The following is a 16,089-nucleotide window of genomic DNA, read 5'->3' on the forward strand; positions in this document are numbered from 1 at the left end:
ACGGATGCATGCCGTGACTAACACCAATGCACCGCTGCGGGATGCTGTCCGCACGCCTCTGCATCGCTCTCTGTACGTGCAGGTGATTGCGGCCATCGTGATCGGCGGCCTGCTCGGTCACTTCTCGCCCGAATTCGCCGTCCAGCTCAAACCGCTGGGCGATGCCTTCATCAATCTGGTGAAGATGATCATCGCGCCGGTGATCTTCCTGACGCTCAGCTCCGGGATCGCTGGGATGTCCAGCCTGACCGCGCTGCGCAGCGTCGCGCTCAAGGCCTTCGGTTATTTCCTGACCGTCTCATCCTTCGCGCTGGTGGTGGGCCTCATCGTCGCGAATGTCGTGCAGCCCGGCGCCGGCATGAACATCGATCCGACGACATTAGATACGGGCGCGGTGGCGAACTATGCGGCCAAGGCGCATGAGCAAAGCCTGGTCGGGTTTCTCATGGGCATCATTCCGACGACCTTCGTCGGGGCGTTCACCGACGGCGACATCCTGCCGGTGCTGTTCGTCGCCATTCTGTTCGGCATCAGCATCTCGCTGGTCGGTGCCCCTGCCCGGCCGCTGCTGGCGGTGCTCGAAAGTGCCAGCGCAGTGGTCTTTCGCTTGGTCGCGGTATTGATGAAAGCCGCGCCGCTGGGCGCGCTTGGCGCATTCGCCTTCACCATCGGCAAGTACGGCATCGGCACCATCGTCAATCTCGCCACGCTGGTCGCCACCTTCTATCTCACATCGGCGATTTTCATCCTGCTGGTGCTCGGGCTCATAGCCCGCCTCAATGGCTTTTCCATCCTGCGGCTGATCGCCTATCTGCGCTCGGAGCTGCTGCTGGTGCTCGGCACCAGTTCCTCGGAATCGGCGCTGCCCAATCTGATGAAGAAGCTGGAGCACGCCGGCTGCGGCAAGGCGGTGGTCGGCCTGGTGGTCCCCACGGGCTATTCGTTCAATCTCGACGGCACCAACATTTATATGACGTTGGCCGCACTGTTCATCGCACAGGCGACCGGCGTAGACCTGTCGTTGGGCGATCAACTGCTGCTGCTGCTCGTTGCCGCGATCAGCTCAAAGGGCGCCGCGGGCGTCACCGGCGCCGGCTTCGTCACACTCGCCGCCACGCTCGCGGTCGTTCCCAGCGTGCCCGTGGCCGGCATGGCCCTGATCCTCGGCATCGACCGCTTCATGTCGGAATGCCGCGCGCTGACCAATTTCATCGGCAATGCCGTCGCCACCATCGTGGTGGCGCGCTGGGAAAGCGAGCTCGATCGCGAAATGCTCGACGCAGCGCTGCACGGCCGTGCCACCGAGCCAGTCCTGTCCGAGCCACAGGCAGATCAGCCCAATTCATAATCCGAAGACGGGGGAGTTTTTCAGTATGCGACGCAATCCGATGACCGGTCCGCTGCTCTTTGCCAGCGCGCTGGTGCAACTCACGACCACAACGAATGTGTGGGCTCAGACCGCTTCCGACGCCGAGCCCGCCCAACAGCTCGAAGAAATCGTGGTCACTGGCACGAACATCCGCGGCAGCGAAGTCGCCGCCGTGCTGCCCGTGGTGACCATCGATCAGGATCAAATCGCAGCGACTGGCGCGATCAGTGGCGATGACCTGTTCCGCTCGATTCCGCAGATGGGCGATGTGTTGTTTGAAGCGGCCAACAATCCACAGACCAGCAACTCCGCGCGCGGCGACGTCAACTCCGTCAACTTGCGCTCGCTCGGCGTCGGCAACACGCTGGTACTGCTCAACGGCCGACGTCTCGTGCCGCACCCGACCAGCCAGGGAACCTCCGACACCGGCACGGTGCCGGTGCAAAGCTTCAACGCCAATGCTGTGCCCGTTGCCGGCCTGGAGCGCCTCGAAGTGCTGCTCGACGGCGCAGCGGCGATCTATGGCGCCGATGCTGTCGCCGGCGTCGTCAACTCGATCCTCAAGAGCGGCTACGAGGGATTGTCGGTCAGCACGCAGTACGGCGGCGCTGAAGGCACCGGCCTGCGCGAGTTCGAAATGAACCTGCACGGCGGGCAGCGCTTCGAGCGCGGCCACATCGGAGTGTTCCTGAACTACACCGATCGCAGCTCGCTCGACGCCGCCGATCAGAGTTTCACACGCAGCGACGACATGCGCTCGTTCTTCAGCAACTATCCCGGCTTTGCGAATTCCACGGTGCCAGACGGGCGCTCGTCACATTCCCCGTGGCCGCAGCTGAGCGTGCCTGCGGGAACGCCGGTGATCAGACAAGGCACAACGGCGCTGACGACCGCCGCCGGCGCATTTCACGTTCAGCCATCGAGTATCGGCTGCGATGGCGTCGCGATGGCCAATGACATCTGCCTGGTGCGCGGCACGGTTGCTTACAGCGGCGTGAACCGCGACATGCGTTACGACACTCGCTACAACACGACGGTGCGCCCCGCTGTCGAGCGCGTGAACCTGTATCTCACTGGCGAGTACGAACTCACCTCTTCCATCACGGCGTTCGGTGAAGTCGGCTTCTACGGCGCAGAAAGCAGAGCGACACAACCGCCGGTCGTGAATCTCAACGGCTTGTGGATTCCTGCCAGCAACTACTACAACCCATTCGGCCCGGTCGCGTTCGCCGATGGCACACCCAATCCGAATCGTCTGCCCGGCCTGACAAACGTTCCTGCCGAGGGCTTGCCGATTCGTCTCGGCAACTACCGCTTCGTCGATGCCGGCTTCCAGGACGTCACGGTGAAGAACTTCCAATCGCGCTTCGTCGCCGGCCTGCGCGGGCAATGGGGCAAGTTCGACTGGGAATCCGCCGTGGTCTATTCCGAAGCGGAAGCCAAGGACATCTCACCGAACATCAACATGACCGCGCTTCAGCAGCAGCTGGCGCTGTCCACGCCTGATGCATACAACCCATTCGGCGGTGGCTGCGCTGACACGTTGAGCTACGGCGACTGCTCGCCCAGCTCGCAGGCGGCCATCGACGCGATCACTTTCGACATGAAGCGCGTGTCACGTTCGTCGCTGACGCTCGCGGACTTCAAAGTGACCACTGCCGATCTCTTCTCGCTGCCCGGTGGCTCGGTCGGTGTCGCTTTCGGCGTGGAAGGCCGGCGTGAAACTCAGCGCGACAATCGCGACGCCAACCTCGACGGCACCAACACGTTCGTCGACATGGTGAGCGGCGAGGTCAATCTCTCCAATATTTCGGCCGTCAGCCCGAATCCCGACACCAGCGGCAGCCGCACCGTGGGCGCGGCTTATCTGGAGTTCGCCGTCCCGGTCATTTCATCGGATATGAATATCCCGTTGGTGCGCTCGCTCGACATGCAGGTGGCGGGCCGCTACGAGCACTACTCAGATTTCGGTTCGGTCGCCAAGCCGAAGATTGCGATGGGATGGGATATCGTCGACGGCGTGCGAGTTCGCGCTTCCTATTCCGAAGGATTCCGCGCACCCAACCTCGAGCAGACCAATGCCACGCAGTACGCGCGACTGTCGACGCCCAACGATTTCTATCGTTGCGAAGCAGACATCCGCGCTGGGCGTATTGCATCGATGAACGCATGCGTCCGTGCGAACAGCATCTCGCTGCTGGTCTCGGGCAATCCCGACCTGGAGCCCGAAGAGAGCACCAATCAGTCCATCGGCCTGGTGTTCCAACCGAAGTTCCTGCCGGACAGCTGGGGCAATTTCACCTTCACCGTGGATCGCTGGAAGATCGAACAGGAACAGATCGTCGGCCTGCTCGGCGCGCCCACCGCGATGGCGCTCGACTATTTGAATCGCCTGCAAGGCGGCTCCAACCCGGCGGTGGTTCGCTCGCCCGTCAATGCGGATGACGAAGCCTTGTTCGCCGGCACCGGACTGACTCCGGTGGGCACCGTGATTTCAGTCAGCGACCAATTCATCAACCTGCTGCCGCAAACCGTCGAGGGCATCGACTTCGGCATCACCTGGTCGCTGCGTCGGACGCGGTTCGGCGACTTCACGGTGCGATTGAATGGCGCGAAATTGCTCGAGTTCACCCGCGCACCGGGACCGATCGTCGACTCGCTCTATCGGGCTCGCGAGGAAGGTCTCATCGATGCGCTGACGCCGTTGCCCGACTCGCGACAGCTGATCGCGCAGAACGGTCGCCCCGAGTGGAAAGCCAGCTCTTCGTTCATCTGGGACATCGACCCCTGGCGCTTCGGCCTGACGCTCAACTATGTGAGCGAGGTCGAGCAGATCGGTCTATTGAGCGCCACCGGCGAGCCGTGGGTCGTGGACGAGCAGCTGGTCGCCGGCCTGTACACGCAATATGAATTTGCCGATGCGGGCTTTGCCTCCAACACCAAGATACGTCTGGGCGTGCGCGATCTGACGGATGAAGGCCCGTCGCTCGCCGACGGCGGCTACCTCGGCTCCGTGCAGGTGCCGTGGGGACGCTTCTGGTATATGAATCTCTCCAAGACGTTCTGAAGAGACCGGCATGATCAGCACACTGGCAGCCGTCGCGACCTCTGTCGCGACGGCGTTGGCACTGGCCTCCAGCGCCGCATCGACGCAATCGGCGACAGCAAGCACCGCAACGGTCTTCTCGGCATCCGAGTGCCCGGAATCGGTGAGGTCCATTGCGACCTGTCATTCGACTCGTGACAGCCACGGCGCCTGGGTCTGGGTCGCTGTGCCCAAACAGTGGAACAAGATGCTCATCGTGCACGCGCACGGTGGCCCCAGCCTCAACGTGCCCGAGGTCGAAGAGGCGATCGAAGACATGCAGCGCTTCGACGTCTTCGTACGACAGGGCTATGCCTGGGTCAGCTCGACTTACAGACGCGGCGGCTACGGCGTGCGCATGGCGGCCGCCGATGTAGATCACAGTCGCGAGCTGTTCTTGCAGTCCTTCGGCAAGCCGAGCCGCACCGTGTTACATGGCCAATCGTACGGTGGCAATGTCGCAGCGAAGGTCGCCGAGCTCTACGCTCTCGATGCGGAAGGCGCGCCAAACTACCACGGTGTGATGTTGACCAGCGGCGTGCTAGCGGGGGGCACGCGAGCCTATGGTTTTCGAGCCGACCTGCGCGCGGTGTATCAATACTACTGCCGCAATCTGCCGGCGTCGGGTGAGCCGACCTATCCAATGTGGCAGGGTCTGCCCGCGGATTCCAAACTCACGCGACCTGAGATACAGCGCCGCGTCGAAGCTTGCACGGGAGTCGCCCTGGCGCCTGCCAAGCGCAGCTCCGAACAGAAGCGACGACTGCGTAACATTCTCAGCGTCACCGGTATCGCCGAGAAACAACTGGTCTCACACATGAGCTGGTCAACGCTCACGTTTCGCGACCTGGTGCACGAGCGACTGGACGGACTCAACCCGTTCGACAATTCAAACAAAACCTACACGGGCTCGGACGACGATGCCGCGCTCAATGCCGGCGTCGAACGCTTCACTGCCGATCCGCGCGCGGTCGCGAAGCTCGCTTACGATGCGGATCTATCCGGCCTGATCGTGCTGCCGACCGTAACGATGCACGCGCTTCACGATCCAACGATTCCTTTCGCTTTCGAAGCCGACTACGCCCGCGTGGTCTCCGCGGCGGGTCGCTCGAATCTGCTGGTGCAAACGGCTACGGACGAGCACGGACATTCCAAGCTCGCCGAAACGCAGTACATGGCTCTGCTGACGTCGCTCAACGAATGGATCGACGCAGGCCATCGCCCTACCCCCGACGACATCGCCGCAAACTGCCGTCGACTGGAAAGCACTGTGCCCGGCGGCTGTCGCTTCGTGCCGAGCCCGCGTTAGCCCTTCCCACGCCAGCCACCGGGCGATGTGCCGAACTGACGTTTGAATGCGCGACTGAAGGCCGCCTCGGACTCGTAACCCACAGCAACGGCAACCTGCGCCACACTCTCGTGACCCTCTCGCAGGCGTTGCGCGGCCAGATGCATTCGCCACAGAGACAGGTAATGCATCGGTGGCTGTCCAATCAGGTAGGTGAAACGCTCGGCGAACACGGAACGTGACATGCCCACCTCGAGCGCCAGGGCTTCCGCGGTCCAGTCCTCAGTCGGACGGCCATGGAGCAACGCCAACGCACGTCCAATTTGTGGATCGCGCAAACCCGCAAGCCATCCGCGTCGTTCCGCGGGCAGACTCGCGACGTATTGACTCACGGCTTCGACGAACAATAGCTCGGAGAGTTTCGCGATCACTGTCGCCGACCCCATCCGTCCCGCCGCGATCTCGCTCACAGCGAAGCGGAACGAACTCTCGATCCAGGCGCCCGAAGCAGTTGCGCGCACATCCAGTTTCAAGACCCGCGGCAATGACAAAAGCAGCGGACTGAAAGAAGTTTCGGAGCCGAGATAGCCGCACAGTATTTGCGTCGCCTCCCCACCGCCACCGTACTTGATACGCGAGATGCCGCCGGCCTGAGGCGGCTGAATGATCTGGTAGGCAGGAGTCGCGGCCGCGTTCAAATCGCTGCCAAACGAGTGCTCGTCGTTGCGCGACAGTAGAACGAGTTCGCCGGCGTGCACGTCGACCAACTCATCGCCGTCGACTCGCAGTCGCATGTGACCCTGAGCGACGAAATGGGATGCAATGATGTGCCGTGGAGTGACCAGAAACGGTTTGCAAAGGTCCGTAGAGACCTTCCCATTGATGCACCACGGCGCAGTGAACTCGGCCTCTAGAAAAACGCCACCGGCCAGGCGAATCACCCGCAAGACATCTGAGAACGCGTCCAACGCTGGCCCATCTGTGTCAGGAGCCTGGAGCATGAAGTCCGGCGCAGCGGCCATTCATCCCCGGCAAGGGAGTGCCTAGATTAGCACCGGCCGAAAAACCCTTGCGAAGAGGATTTCATCATGAACGCCATTGCTGCCGCTCTCACCGCCGGATCGAACCACACCGCCCGTTACGGCAAACTCGTCAGTCTGTCGAAGCAATCCGAATGGCAGATCGATCGCGATCTGATTCGCGACCGGACTTTCGACTTCTCGCGCAAGTTCCTGCCCGACGCCCTGTCGCGGGTCGATCGTCTCGATTTTCTTGCCGCCGACGAGGCGCGCCTGCTCAGTCAAATCCAGGGTCGCACCTATGCGTATGTCTTCGGGCTGGTCGAACGTTTCATCAGCGCCAAGATGCTCGATCAAGGGCGGGCGCACGCCTTCGACGATCAGCTTGCGCTCGAAGCGTTAGTGCGCTTTTCCGCCGAGGAGATCAAGCATCAGGAGTTGTTTCGACGCATGGAGACGATGATCGGTGCGCAACTGCCTACTGGCTATCGTCAAACGGCCGATCCCAACGACGTGGCGCGTGCGGTGCTCGCGGCGAGCACCTGGTCCGTGCTGGCGTTGACTTGTCACATCGAACTGTTCGTGCAGGCGCACTACGCGCAGAGCATCGGTCCTCGCGACGAGCTGTGCCCGCTGTTCAAGGATGTCTTCAAGTACCACTGGAAAGACGAAAGCCGACATGTCGTGCTCGATGAGCTCGAATGGCGGGACGAGGACGCAAGATTGTCGCCGCCCGATCGCGATCGGGCGGTGAACGATCTGATTGCACTGGTAGCGGCCGTCAATGGCATCCTGCAGGCGCAGGCACAAGCCGACGCGGAATACTTCATTCGCAATGTTCCGCGCCGCTTCAGCGCTGATGAGACGACGCGGATCGGAACCACCGTGCTCAGCGCCTATCGCTGGCAGTACATCATTTCAGGCGTGCAGCATCCGCACTTTCACCGGCTGCTGACCAGCATGACGACGTCCTCTCAATTGTTGCGGATCCAGGCCGCGCTGGCCCCGATCATCGCTGCCGATCGATGAGGATGACGACCATGACTATCCCGATGTGGATGTTGCTCGGCTTTGCCGCATGGACATTGCTGCTGCTGATGGCGTTCGTCGGCGTGTATCGGTGGTTCAACATCCTGTTTCGGAGAGCGCCGATCGCTTCGTTTCGAAGCGATCGGCTCGAGGGTGAGGATTGGTATCGACGCGGCACGCGTGCCCACGCGAACTGCGTCGAGAACCTGCCGGTGTTCGGCGCCATTGTGTTCGTGATATCCGTCATTGGAGTCGACAGCGCTGCCGTGAACTATCTGTGCACAGCGGTCCTGATCGCTCGCATCTGCCAATCTCTCGTCCACGTGTCTCATGAGCAGACCGACGCCTTCGTCGCCGTGCGATTTTCGTTCTTCACCATTCAATTGATCTGCTTTCTGGCGCTCATCGTCATCGCCGTGCGTGCCGGTGCAGGTGTTTGAGACCGAGGGACTCTTTAGCAACCAGCGCCCGTCCCCAGGCAGCGACGTCCGACGCCTGCTTGCAAGTCATTGCGCAGTTTCTCTGAGTCGCATTCACACGGTTGCGACGATGTCGGTGGTGCCGTGGTGCTCGCTATGCTCGTCGAGCGGCCGCTACACCGGCGTCGCGGATGTCACGGGAAAAAATTTCCCGGAAAAAAATCCCAACCAAAGACTCACACACGGAGCGCCGAGTGAAATTGCGATTCGCCCCCTTTGTCTTGTCGACGTTGGTCTGCGCATTTGCCGCGCACGCCCAGGATCAGTTCAGCGGCACCGCGTTCTTCATGGGCGATCCCACCCCCAGCAAGGCGCAGCCGCGTTACGACTCGTTCGTACAACAGATCAAGCAGCAGCCGAACTCCACCAATGTATTCATCGACTATCGCGAGCCGATCTGGAGCTCGGGCACGTACGATGCACAGTGGCGCAACAATGCAGCCTGGCACGCCGGCGAACTGGCGAAGCTGTGCTCCGCCGAGCATCTCAATCGATTGGATGCCGAAGGTCGACCGGACATCATTCCGGTGGTCAGCGTCGGCCTGACCGACGATCATCGCGCCTATCGGCGCAATCTGCCTGCGAACGATCCGAACCACGGCAAGTACAGCGAAGCGGAAGCTGTGCGAATGATGAACGACATTGCCAACGGCAAGTACGATCTCGACGATGCAGCGACCGGCCGATATCGCGTCTGGCCCGCCATTTTCGACGCATTCCGCAACGCTGGTTTTCGCAAGATCTACCTGCGCGTCGGCTGGGAGCAGAACGGCGACTGGTATGGTTGGCAGGTCCGCAATGACGCGACGAAGGCCGCATATCTGGCGGCATGGCGTCATGTGGCCACTGTGGCGCGCAACTATGCCGCTGCTCATGACATGACGATCGAAACTGTGTGGAGCCCCACTGCCTCGTACGCGAACCACGGCATCGCCGAGGAGAGTAGTTATCCCGGCGACAGTTACGTCGACATCGTCGCGCCCACCGCTTACAGCCCGATATGGAACGCGACTCGCTCACCGGATGGAACGGCCTACTACGATTGGAGCAGCGAGCAGAATGTCTCGCTGGCTCAATGGCTCGCCAATCCAGTCAACCGCACCCAGATCTGGGATTACCCGGCTGCGGATTACTGGAACCAGCAGCGAGGCTGGGGCATCCCTGCCGCGATCTCCTTCGCGTTGGAACATGGCAAGCCGTTCGGCCTCTCGGAAACCGGCACCGGCAATTCGGGCGTCACGACGCGCGGCGGCGGACCTGCAGACGAAGGCGACTATCCGCTCTATCTCGCACAGCGACTTGCGGCCGGGGCGCAGCAAGGTCTGCAGTTGCGGATGGTTGAAATCTGGGCGCAGGCCTCGGGCAGCGATGACGCAACGTTTCTAAGCGGTTTGCGGCCTCTGGAAGCCACCGGCTGGAAAGAATTCGGCGGGATCATGGCTGCCGTCCAGGCGCAAAAGGATGTCGCCAAAGGCAAGCCGGCGTATGCGAGCTCAACCCAGAGCGGCTTTCCCGCCTCCTATGCGCTGGACGGCAGCACCGAGACTCGCTGGAGCAGCGCACCGGGCAATGACAAGCAATGGATCTATGTCGATCTCGGACAGCGCTATCCCATTTCGCGCGTACGTCTGAATTGGGATGCCGCCCATGCATCCGAGTACACGATCCAGACGCTGACGAGCGGCACGACCTGGACCACCATCTACCAGACGAGCGCTGGCGATGGCGGCGTGGACGATGTCCGCGGACTGACGGGCTTGGGTCGCTACGTCCGCATCTTCGCCCACAAGCGAGGCACATCACTGCAGAACTATCAGCTGCGCGAGATCGAGGTGTATCCGTAGCCAGTCATTGCGGGTTCGGAATGTAAGGCATCGTGTCTACCCACTGCGTGCGGCACTGACGCGTGTCAGAGCCCACGCCACGCCAACACGTGCGAAACACATAGCGCACGTGACGATGTCCGGTGTCGACGGTGAAGCCCCATTGCTTGTCGAAGTACACGTGCTCGCGGGGACCAAGACGATGGTTGCCCTGCGGGTAGCGCCAATAGTCCTTGATGTCTCCGAGTCCACTGGGAGCAGCGTTGCCGACACTGGTCAGCGCTACGCTTTCAATCTCGACGGTGCGATGACTCGCATTCTGTAGCGTGACGCCGAACTTGCTGTGATCGAAGACCTTCGTGCCATCGACCTGGAGGGTGGTATCCGGCTCGAACCGCGGCATGTTTGGATTGAAGTACAACATGACAGGCCAGTCGGGACGCTCGGCGCTTTGCGTGAGTGCCTCGATGAGCTCCTGCGTGCGGCGCGCGAGGTCGCTATTCCCCTGCTTCTCGGCGAGACGTTTTCGCCATTGCAAAGCGCGCACATCGTAAGGATTCTCCTCGAGCGCCTTGTCGATCCATCGGCCGGCGCCCTGGCGATCGCCCATTTCGTTGTAAGCCTCGGCCAAGGAAATTTCCAGCCCGCGCCCGATCGCTTCCAATGCCGGTATCGCAAGCTCGGGAAAGCTGAGATATCGCGCCCGCTCGCCCAGCGTCTCGAGCACCCACGGATCGTTCGGGGCAAGTTGGCGTGCCCTCTCGTAATCTGTGAACGCCTGAGGAAATACGAAACCGTTCCGAAGCCACAGCTCGGCCCGCCACAGCGACGCGATCACATCGTCGTTGCGATCGAGCTCATCCAGCCAGCGCCCGAGGGATACGTCACGTAGCGGCACGGCTGCCATGTCGTAGTACCGCCCAGAGCCGAACTGCTTCAGGCCAAAGCCGTACGGGGTATTGGAGTTGCGAAGAAAGTAGTTGCCCTCGTTATCGAAGAACAAATTCTTCCAGGTCTCCACCTGGTCGATGCGCCACAGCCCTTGTTGGCGATGAAGCAGGATCGGCACGAAGCCGTGCGCCGGGCGCTGGCTGGTCGCGACCGCATAGTCGCCCTCCACGAGGTATTGCAGCGGCTTCGACGCCTCGATGCGCTCGACTCTTTTCAGTTCCTCGAACGGCGCCAATGGATAGTGCGCGCGCATGAGGCGCGAGCCGTCCGTGAACAATTCCAGTGTTGGATCGCCGGCGAAATCGGCCGTAGCGCGCAGAAATGCTTCAACGGATTCCTTGACGTCGCGCGACGGCGCATAGCGACCTCGCAACTCAGGCGGCACGGTAACCTTCAGATCGGCATCGACCGGCAAGTTCGACAGCGCAGTTCGCGCACCCGCTCCGCCCGATACATATCGCTCGTACTCGAGATAGGCCTTGGCGTTGCGCATGTCTTCGGGCAGGGATATACGCCCCAGTGCGGCCGACAGATAAACGTGATCGCGCAGATAGTGCAGAACGTCCATGACGGCCATCCCGGCAGCACCGTACGAAACATAGGGTGCCAGTTGATCGCGCGCGATGCGTCCCATGTGATGGTCGGTCAGCGCACCTTCGAGCGTGTATCCAACTTCGATGCGCGCCTTCGCCAGACGTGGATTCAGGATAATTAACAGGCCGCCGACCGGCGCCTGCCGACCAATCTGCCGGCGTTCGAAAATCTCGTTGGCCTGCACCTCGATCGAGGTCGCGGCGGCGTCGGTCGTGATCACTCGCACATCGATGCCGAGATCTGTGTAGAAGGCCTCTGCCATCCGGCTGAGTCTCGGAACGAACGGCGCCAGCAGCGCTGCATCGTCCTCGATGTATGAATCTTCTGATTGTTCGGATGCCGGCGCCGCTGGCTGAACCGCTTGCGGCCCATCCTCGCGCGCAACCGAGCTCGGCATGGCCTGCGTCTGCTGAGTCCGATGAAAATGCCACGCTCCGGCGGCGACGCTGGCGAGCAGACCCAACAGCAAGACGGTTCGACGAGACATTGCGCTTTCACCGTGGTTCAAATGCCATGGCGCGCATGCGCCGCATCCAGCAGGCAGGACCGTGGCTATTGTGAGAGCAGCCCGGGTACCGATCTGTGCGCAACGTCTCACGAGAAAAACCAACCACCAGGGCCGGCGATTGGGCGCTGCGTTTGCGCGGAATTCGCTGCTGGACGGGACCGCGTGGAGAGATTCAATATTGGGTATGAACACCCGCTTTCATGCTCATCTGCGCTTCTTACAAATCGTCCTTGCGATCGCACTCGTCGGTGCGGCGCCCGCACACGCTGCCGACGCTCGCTACGAGATCGATCCCGAACATCTCACGATCGCCTTTCTCGTCCGGCATCTCGGCTATGCGGACACGCTGGGCTCTTTCAGAAAAGCCGCAGGGTCCTATACCTTCGACGAGGCAACGCGCCAGCTCAGCAATGTCCAAGTGATCGTCGAGACCGGCAGCGTGTTTACCGGGCACGACAAACGCGACGGTCACCTGCGCGGCCCCGATTTCCTCGATGCCTCGCGTACTCCGCGCATGACCTTCACTGCCAACTCTGCAACCTGGACCGATGACAAAACTTTCCGCGTCGACGGGGAGCTCGAACTGCTCGGCAAGCGGCGACCGCTGCAACTCACGGGCACCCTCAACAAGAGCGGCATCTATCCGATCGGCAACGATCCGAAGCCGTATGTCATGGGCGTGTCGCTGCGTGGCACGGTGAAACGCAGCGAATGGGGCATGAACTACGGCGTCGCGAACGGCTGGGTCGGTGACGATGTCGATCTCATCATCGAGTTCGAAGCGCGCCGCAAGCAGTGATGCTGGCTCAGCCCCGTTTGCCAGAAAACCTGCTTGCCGTCCGCTTCGATCTGATGCTACCAATGCGACGAAAGATCGAACGAGAACAGGCCTCGATCCTGGAGGTGCGTGATGGTTGGCGGCTGCATTTCGTCTCTCAATGGCAGTCCGGTGGGCAAGTCACGACCGCAATCACATCGTGGTCAAACTGCAAATGCAATACTTGCTCGGCATTCGCCATACACACGCAGCGCGCCGACCCCATGTACCATTACCTGTGATGGATTCCCTGCGGCAGGACCGGTGCATTTTTCAATCCGGCAATTTTTTCCCGGCCTTGACGTTGCACCCGTATTTCAAGACTCTCGTCGTCACCCTGTTACTGGGACTCCTGCTCGGCGCCTCGGCCTGCGCCCAGGATCTGGTCACCTCGCGCGCCATCCTGGTGGACCGCGACGGTGATTTGGACATCCAGACAGTAGCCGAGCGCGAGTTCAAAGACGCCGGGCCGATCCTCGTCGGCGGCTTCACCGATGCGGTCCACTGGCTGCGCATCACAGTGCGAGCGCCACGAGAAGGTGGGACGTTCGAGCTGCGCATCCGGCCGACCTTCCTCGATGAAGTCGTGCTCTACGAGCCAGACCCGGCACGGCCAGGAGCGTGGCTACAGCGCGCTACCGGCGACCGCCACGCCAACCCGGACCGTCCGGCCACCACGCTCGGATTTCTCGTGACGTCGCTGCAGGAAGAGACGACCTACTACCTGCGGCTCAAGACGACCAGCAGTTCGCTCCTTGCAGTGCAGGCGCTCGAGCCAGCCGCCGCGCGCACCGACGATCTCATCCGGCAGTTGACCCACGCCAGCTACCTCGCCGTCATGCTGTCGATGGTCGTGCTCGCGCTGCTCGGCCTCATGAACCTGCGCTCACATCTGGCGGCGGTGTTCCTGCTCTACCTGACGACGCAGATCGCGTCGTTCGTAGCGCTCAATGGCTATCTGGCCCACTTCATTCCCGCCGCGCATGCCCAGTGGAATGACACGCTCACCAGCATCCTGGTGGTGGGCAGCGTCGCAACCGGCGCACTCTTCTACCGCCAGGTGTTTCGAGACTACGCTGCATCCCCTCTCATGCTGCGTGTTCTCGATGGCTTCCTGCTCGTCGTCATCGTCGAGTTCTGCCTCATGGGCGCGGGCCGGACCGCGCTCGCGCTGCAGATCAACGGCGACGTCGTCCTGCTGCTCGGTGGGCTTGCACCGATCATCGCGCTGACGATGCGCGCAGGGCCCCAGCGTGAGCGTCGTATCATCTGCGGGCTGGTCTGGCTGCAAGCCGGCGCACTCACCCTCATGATGATGCCTCTGCTAGGAGTGCTCTCTTCCGGCGTCAACTGGATCGTCGATGCGCCGCTGAGTCAGGGCATAGTCGCCGCGGCGGTAATGTGCGCAATCCTGCATCAGCGCACCCGCAGCCTGGTCGAGGCGCGGCGGCGCGCCGAGATGGAAGCGAGGATGACGCACACCCTGCTCGACGCCGAGCGCGAGCGCGCCTCTGAACAAGCGCGCTTCATGGACATGCTCACGCACGAACTGAAGACGCCGATCGCCGCTGTGAAGATGGTGTTTCAGTTGCCGGAAGCTTCCGAAAGCACCCGGCGCTATGCGCTCACCACGCTAGAGGACATGGATGCCGTCGTCGAGCGCTGCCAGCAACTGGATCTGCTCCAGCAGGGCCGCTTCATACCTCATCGCGAACCGTGCCGAGTGGATGATCTGCTGGCCGAGATCCTCGCAGCCTCGCCGGCCTCCCAGCGGCTGCGCCTGACGACTGACACGGTGCCCGTCATCGACAGCGATCGGCGCCTGCTGAAGATCATCCTCGCCAATCTGGTCGACAACGCCGTCAAATATTCCGCGCCGGGGTCGGACATCGACTGCCGCATCGAGCGCCAGCAGGACGACGCAGAAACACTCATCCGCTTTTGTATCGAAAACCAGGCCGGCCCGGCCGGCCTGCCCGATCCAGACAAGCTGTTCGAGAAGTACTACCGCAGCCCGCACGCCCACAAGTACACCGGTTCAGGCCTCGGCCTGTACCTCGTCCGGCATCTGGCCGAACTGCTGGGCACGCGCCTGAGCTACGAGCAAGTTCACGAGCGCGCCCGCTTCACCCTATGGATTTCTGCGTGATGGATCCCTGTCTGAACATCGCCGTCGTCGAAGATCACGAGGCGCTGCGCCTCATCACCGTCGAAGCCCTGCAGAGTCGGGGACATCGGGTCACCGGAGTCGAAAGCGCCGAATGCTTGCAGGAAGCACTGGGCAATCAGTCGCTCGATCTCGTCGTGGTCGACGTCAATCTGCCGGGCGAAAACGGCGTCAGCCTGGCGCGCCGTCTGAAGCAGAGTCACCCGGATCTCGGAGTGATCGTAGTCAGTGTGCGCAATCGGCTCGACGACAAGCTCGGCGCCTATGAGTGCGGAGCGGACCTCTACTTGACCAAGCCGGTATCGGTTGAAGAGCTGTGCGCGGCGGCGGCGGCGCTGGGGAAGCGACTCCAGCGCGCGAGTCACCCGACACCGCAAGGCTTCAGCCTGGATCTGAAACAGATGCGGCTGCGTGGCCCGAGCGGCGAGACGTCACTCACGGCGCAGGATGCGACGCTGCTCGCGGCGTTGGTGCGCGCACCAGGTCAGCGCCTCGAAACCTGGCAACTTCTCGAACAGCTCGGCTGGCTCGACAGCTCGGGCAAGATGGCACTGGAAGTCCCGGTCAGCCGCCTGCGTCGCAAATTCACCCTGGTCGGCGCCACCGGCAATCCCCTCATCGCCATTCGCAAGCACGGCTATCAGCTCGGCTGCGCCGTCGTCATCGACTGAGACGCAGGTCTCTCAGACGCCGCTGCAGCCAGGAGTCAGGGGGAAACCCTGACGTGAGCTTAGGCGGAACCGGATCCACGCGGCATACCGACCCTGTAAACCGCGCCGACACTGGGCCCTTAAGTCGCGCTGAGGTTTTTCGGCAATGTTCCGCAAGGTTGACGATTGCGGGTCTTCCTAGATTCCGCCGCACCCGCACAGGGTCGGCGAAAAATGTGAACTAAATCACATTGATACGCGATCTTTTACAGGATCGCGCCAGCACCGACGCCGCCCCTGCTCGCACCTT

The 16,089-nt window shown here is 62.0% G+C and carries 11 protein-coding genes; 9 read left to right on the top strand and 2 right to left on the bottom strand.

Translation table 11 applies throughout. From position 1 onward, the window contains the following. The first annotated feature begins 4 nt into the window (after positions 1–4). Genes D0550_RS26920 through D0550_RS26930 form a run of 3 tightly spaced genes read left to right on the top strand, consistent with a single transcriptional unit; the run spans position 5 to position 5,763 of the window. Entirely contained in the window at positions 5–1,348 is a 1,344-nt protein-coding gene (locus D0550_RS26920) for a dicarboxylate/amino acid:cation symporter (RefSeq protein WP_116812295.1), read from the top strand. A 25-nt stretch (positions 1,349–1,373) separates the two neighbouring features. Beyond that, the gene (locus tag D0550_RS26925; RefSeq protein ID WP_116812296.1) at positions 1,374–4,436 is read left to right on the top strand and encodes a TonB-dependent receptor plug domain-containing protein; all 3,063 of its coding nucleotides are present in this window, start codon (positions 1,374–1,376) and stop codon (positions 4,434–4,436) included. 10 nt (positions 4,437–4,446) lie between these two features. Then, the gene (locus D0550_RS26930; RefSeq protein ID WP_116812297.1) at positions 4,447–5,763 is read left to right on the top strand and encodes an alpha/beta hydrolase family protein; all 1,317 of its coding nucleotides are present in this window, start codon (positions 4,447–4,449) and stop codon (positions 5,761–5,763) included. Here the strand turns inward: D0550_RS26930 and D0550_RS26935 are convergent. Next, positions 5,760–6,710 (bottom strand): AraC family transcriptional regulator, encoded by a 951-nt coding sequence (locus D0550_RS26935; protein ID WP_206606569.1) that lies wholly within the window; start codon positions 6,708–6,710, stop codon positions 5,760–5,762. The two genes, D0550_RS26930 and D0550_RS26935, sit on opposite strands and share 4 nt — an antisense overlap. A 120-nt stretch (positions 6,711–6,830) precedes the next feature. On the opposite strand from D0550_RS26935, the gene D0550_RS26940 reads away from it, so the two are divergent. The 3 genes from D0550_RS26940 to D0550_RS26950 all read left to right on the top strand — a co-directional run bounded on the left by D0550_RS26940 (position 6,831) and on the right by D0550_RS26950 (position 10,113). After that, positions 6,831–7,790: a diiron oxygenase gene (locus D0550_RS26940; RefSeq protein ID WP_116812298.1), complete on the top strand. Its 960-nt coding sequence runs from the start codon at positions 6,831–6,833 to the stop codon at positions 7,788–7,790. Positions 7,791–7,801: 11 nt separating this feature from the next. After that, a complete protein-coding gene (locus D0550_RS26945; protein ID WP_116812329.1) occupies positions 7,802–8,230 on the top strand; it encodes an MAPEG family protein in 429 nt (142 codons plus the stop codon). A 233-nt stretch (positions 8,231–8,463) separates the two neighbouring features. Continuing rightward, positions 8,464–10,113: a galactose-binding domain-containing protein gene (locus D0550_RS26950; protein ID WP_161966071.1), complete on the top strand. Its 1,650-nt coding sequence runs from the start codon at positions 8,464–8,466 to the stop codon at positions 10,111–10,113. A gap of 4 nt (positions 10,114–10,117) precedes the next feature. On the opposite strand, the gene D0550_RS26955 is transcribed toward D0550_RS26950, so the two are convergent. Beyond that, positions 10,118–12,124 (bottom strand): TPM domain-containing protein, encoded by a 2,007-nt coding sequence (locus D0550_RS26955; protein ID WP_116812300.1) that lies wholly within the window; start codon positions 12,122–12,124, stop codon positions 10,118–10,120. 205 nt (positions 12,125–12,329) lie between these two features. Here D0550_RS26955 and D0550_RS26960 point away from each other — a divergent pair, with 205 nt between their 5' ends. The 3 genes from D0550_RS26960 (at position 12,330) to D0550_RS26970 (ending at position 15,800) form a co-directional block, all read left to right on the top strand. Further along, positions 12,330–12,944, top strand: coding sequence for a YceI family protein (locus D0550_RS26960; RefSeq protein WP_116812301.1), 615 nt, complete (start codon positions 12,330–12,332; stop codon positions 12,942–12,944). A 178-nt stretch (positions 12,945–13,122) separates the two neighbouring features. After that, positions 13,123–15,111, top strand: a complete 1,989-nt coding sequence (locus D0550_RS26965) for a sensor histidine kinase (protein WP_161966072.1) — start codon at positions 13,123–13,125, stop codon at positions 15,109–15,111. Further along, a complete protein-coding gene (locus tag D0550_RS26970) occupies positions 15,111–15,800 on the top strand; it encodes a response regulator transcription factor (protein ID WP_116812303.1) in 690 nt (229 codons plus the stop codon). The genes D0550_RS26965 and D0550_RS26970 overlap by 1 nt, the downstream gene beginning before the upstream one ends. The last annotated feature ends 289 nt before the right edge of the window (positions 15,801–16,089 follow it).

The organism is Steroidobacter cummioxidans (genome assembly GCF_003104955.1).

Excerpts from the sequence above, each read along its gene's own strand:
- D0550_RS26920 (WP_116812295.1), top strand. The coding sequence starts at position 5 with ATGCATGCCGTGACTAACACCAATGCACCGCTGCGGGATGCTGTCCGC.
- D0550_RS26925 (WP_116812296.1), top strand. The coding sequence starts at position 1,374 with ATGCGACGCAATCCGATGACCGGTCCGCTGCTCTTTGCCAGCGCGCTG.
- D0550_RS26930 (WP_116812297.1), top strand. The coding sequence starts at position 4,447 with ATGATCAGCACACTGGCAGCCGTCGCGACCTCTGTCGCGACGGCGTTG.
- D0550_RS26970 (WP_116812303.1), top strand. The coding sequence starts at position 15,111 with ATGGATCCCTGTCTGAACATCGCCGTCGTCGAAGATCACGAGGCGCTG.
- D0550_RS26945 (WP_116812329.1), top strand. The coding sequence starts at position 7,802 with ATGACTATCCCGATGTGGATGTTGCTCGGCTTTGCCGCATGGACATTG.
- D0550_RS26960 (WP_116812301.1), top strand. The coding sequence starts at position 12,330 with ATGAACACCCGCTTTCATGCTCATCTGCGCTTCTTACAAATCGTCCTT.
- D0550_RS26940 (WP_116812298.1), top strand. The coding sequence starts at position 6,831 with ATGAACGCCATTGCTGCCGCTCTCACCGCCGGATCGAACCACACCGCC.
- D0550_RS26955 (WP_116812300.1), bottom strand. The coding sequence starts at position 12,124 with ATGTCTCGTCGAACCGTCTTGCTGTTGGGTCTGCTCGCCAGCGTCGCC.